The organism is Vibrio sp. V43_P6S15P86 (assembly GCF_009904725.1).
Lineage (GTDB): Bacteria > Pseudomonadota > Gammaproteobacteria > Enterobacterales > Vibrionaceae > Vibrio > Vibrio diabolicus.
Genome location: NZ_WXWT01000121.1, coordinates 1 through 2,941, shown reverse-complemented (window position 1 = coordinate 2,941; position 2,941 = coordinate 1). Strand labels below are relative to the sequence as shown.

At 46.2% G+C, this 2,941-nt stretch carries 6 protein-coding genes; 1 reads left to right on the top strand and 5 read right to left on the bottom strand.

Annotated features, from left to right (window positions below):
• Positions 1–231: 231 nt before the first annotated feature.
• From CAG69_RS05410 to CAG69_RS05390, 5 genes are read right to left on the bottom strand one after another with little or no spacing between them, the layout of a single operon-like run.
• Complete coding sequence (locus tag CAG69_RS05410; RefSeq protein ID WP_029851175.1) at positions 232–477, bottom strand: hypothetical protein; 246 nt, start codon at positions 475–477, stop codon at positions 232–234.
• 5 nt (positions 478–482) lie between these two features.
• Positions 483–713 carry a hypothetical protein gene (locus tag CAG69_RS05405; RefSeq protein WP_005477619.1) on the bottom strand — a complete coding sequence of 77 codons (231 nt, stop codon included), beginning with the start codon at positions 711–713 and terminating at the stop codon, positions 483–485.
• A gap of 3 nt (positions 714–716) precedes the next feature.
• Positions 717–1,076, bottom strand: coding sequence for a DUF1293 family protein (locus CAG69_RS05400; protein WP_161443063.1), 360 nt, complete (start codon positions 1,074–1,076; stop codon positions 717–719).
• Between the two features lie 3 nt (positions 1,077–1,079).
• Positions 1,080–2,228, bottom strand: a complete 1,149-nt coding sequence (locus tag CAG69_RS05395; RefSeq protein ID WP_041170645.1) for a replication initiation factor domain-containing protein — start codon at positions 2,226–2,228, stop codon at positions 1,080–1,082.
• Positions 2,212–2,427 (bottom strand): hypothetical protein, encoded by a 216-nt coding sequence (locus CAG69_RS05390; protein WP_005477640.1) that lies wholly within the window; start codon positions 2,425–2,427, stop codon positions 2,212–2,214. The genes CAG69_RS05395 and CAG69_RS05390 overlap by 17 nt, the downstream gene beginning before the upstream one ends.
• A gap of 156 nt (positions 2,428–2,583) precedes the next feature.
• On the opposite strand from CAG69_RS05390, the gene CAG69_RS05385 reads away from it, so the two are divergent.
• Positions 2,584–2,941: DUF3693 domain-containing protein (locus CAG69_RS05385; RefSeq protein WP_161443058.1), on the top strand; the 358-nt coding region annotated here is incomplete at its 3' end.

Below are 2,941 nucleotides of genomic sequence, written 5' to 3'. Positions count from 1 at the left end.
TGCGCTTGCATGCCACGACAGGAACAAGCAAGAAAACAAAAGTAAAACGAGTGACTTATTCACATTTGCACCATTAAAAAAGGGAGCCGAAGCTCCCTTATCCGTTGATTAGTGAGTATTGATGCCACTCACAAAGCCGTGGAGGAATGCCCCCGCAAAGGCAACACCTAGAACGATAGCGAGAACATCTCCAAGTAAATTACCCGATAAAGGAGGCATAGAGGTGAGCCGTTATTTACGCAAGAAGCCAACAACCATTGTCACACCAAAGCCCAGTGCTGCCATACCAATCAGACCCGCCACAACCAGTGATACGTTAGCTTGACCACCGGATACCGCAGAGTTGATTGCGCCCGTGATATCGACTTCAGCGAACGCCGGAGAGACAGACGCGACCATAAGAGCAGCGCCAGCTGCGGTTTTTTTGTTTACGACTGCGTGTTTTACGTTATTTACAACAAGTTCTAGTTTTTTCATAAGATTTACCTTTTACTCATAAGGCGAACAACACGACCCACCCAGTGACCAACGACCATGTTGATCAAGAGCACGCCACTGACATACAGGAACAAGTCACCGTTGAATAGGACTGGTTCCTTATATTCTTGGTAGTCCACCGCCGAAATCAGCACGTATTCTTGGCAATCCGCAACAGGCGTTTTTGTTGCTTTCAAATTGCCATACTGGTTAACGACGGTGACGCATACAGACATTTTTTAGCCTTGAACTGTTTTCATTGAAGCTTCAAAGTGCTTCTTAATTTCTTGGTCGACTGGAATAAGCTCAGTCACGATAGCGCCTGACAATGGGTCTTCTGGGTTAATCTCCAAGCGCAATTGGTATTCACGGCGAGGAACGAGAGCACCAGTGCGCTCAAGAAGCAGGGCATATTCATGGTCAATCATCAACGGTTGATCCCATTGGGGATTCACATCACCCGATTCACCGATAGTGCGGCGTTTGAATTTCTCCGAGTTGATTTCACGTAGAGGACGCGACACGTTTAGTTGAGCACTGTCACCACGTGCTGAGTTCCAAGTGATATCCATGCCAAGTACAAAAACGGATTTAGCCATTTGTTAAGTCTCCAATATGTGAGTCACCAACTTGCCGTAAGTATCGGGGAAGGTGAATTTAGTTCCATCACGGACAAGGGAACCGACCACGGTTTCAATGTCACCCTCATGGAATTCGATTAAAGAGTTCAGAATTTTCCCGTACTGGCGGCGCATCCAGTGCGCAGAGGCCAACAGGTCTAACGCCGCGCGTTTGGTCGGGACAGGTTTGGTATTGAATTTCTTAGCGGTAGAAATCGAGGCTGCGAAATCATTGAGCGCGGCATACGCGCCAGCTGGATTCAGCAACACATCAACATTCCATTTTTTCAGCTCGACTTCAGAGCGATACCAGACAAGACCCGTGTTTGCGAGTTTCTGCTCAAGAGCCTTGTTGTAGATACGCCAGTAAATGCGCGAGGTACGCGAACCAATCGAGTATTGCTCTTTGGTGTAAATCGGTTTGCCGTCTTTGCCGATACTGGCAATGGTCATATCTTCATGAAGCACAGGGCCACGACCACGTTCGGCGGTGCGGAAACAGTCGTCACGCCACGCCTTGTAAGCGTATTCGCAATCAAAAATGCCGTCGTAATCGTCATAGGCCAAGTCAACACGCGCCAAAGTTTGCACACCAAGTACATTGGTCAGCCAGTCATGTAGCGACCACGTAGGACGACGGGCAAATACATGCTTGCATCCCGTTCCGTTGATTTGGAAATGCACCGTGTCATTGTTACCACCGATACCAACGAAGCCGCAGAAGTCCTCACCATCTGGCGAAGTCAGTTTCATGGATTCGGTGTAGAACTGAAAACCCAAACCGCGAGGCGCAGACAACGACAAACCAAGCACTTGATTGGTGAAAATGCGCAAGCAATCTTCTAGGTAGTTGCGGTAACAGATATCAAAGGCTTTGTTGTACGCTTCAATTTCTTCAGACGTCTTAGCGACGGTCGGATTAAACACAGGTGGAGCAGGGAACTTAGGCGCACGACAGTGACGCTGTAACAGTCCTGATTTGGCAAAGCCTTTGTATTCCTCATGCTTGTGCAATCGACGAACCGCATCATGACAATGACGTAAGTCTTTCACAGCAAACGTAAAACACAGGTAATCGATATGAACGCTTTGTTCATCGAACTTTTTGAGGATGTTAGTTGCAGTAGTCATCAAACACCCCCAAATTGATACGTTGTTCAACAGTCGTGTTGGTGATGGACACCAACTCATAAGAAGTGAACTGAGAGGAAGCCCAAGACTCAAGATGAGACATGGATTTAAGCAAATCCCATTCGTCGCAACCTTTGACCAAAACAGACACCGTGTAGTCAGGTAGCAAGTCGTAATAGATGATTTGAGCTTCGTTCATGAAATCGCCTTGACCAGTTCCGAACGACCATCCAAGAGGTCGAATACATTAAATTCTGTAGCGATTAAATACAGAATCTTATGTATCGTCAATACAGCAAATTATGTGTTAAAAGACTAAAATCGGTTTAATGACGTGAATTGAGGATGCTACAAAATGTATACAAACAAGCTGCTCGACGCTTATAAAGACAAGATGAACTACGTTCAATACAAACAAATAGCTCATGACTTGGGTGTAAGCCCGCAAATGATCACTGAAGTTAGAAAAGGTCGAACATTTCTTAACGAGAATCAGATACTTATGCTTGCAGACGTTGTAGGCGAAGACAAAGAAAAGGCTCTGATTGGCTTAGCGATGGATAAAGCAAAAACGCACGAAGCGCAGACACTATGGCAGAACATAGGAAAAAAGTTTAACGGACTTGGATTATCAAGCATTTCAATGGCTTGTGCTGGATTGGCCTTAGTGATTGCAAGTCCACAGGAACCCCTACATCAGTGCGCATTATGGG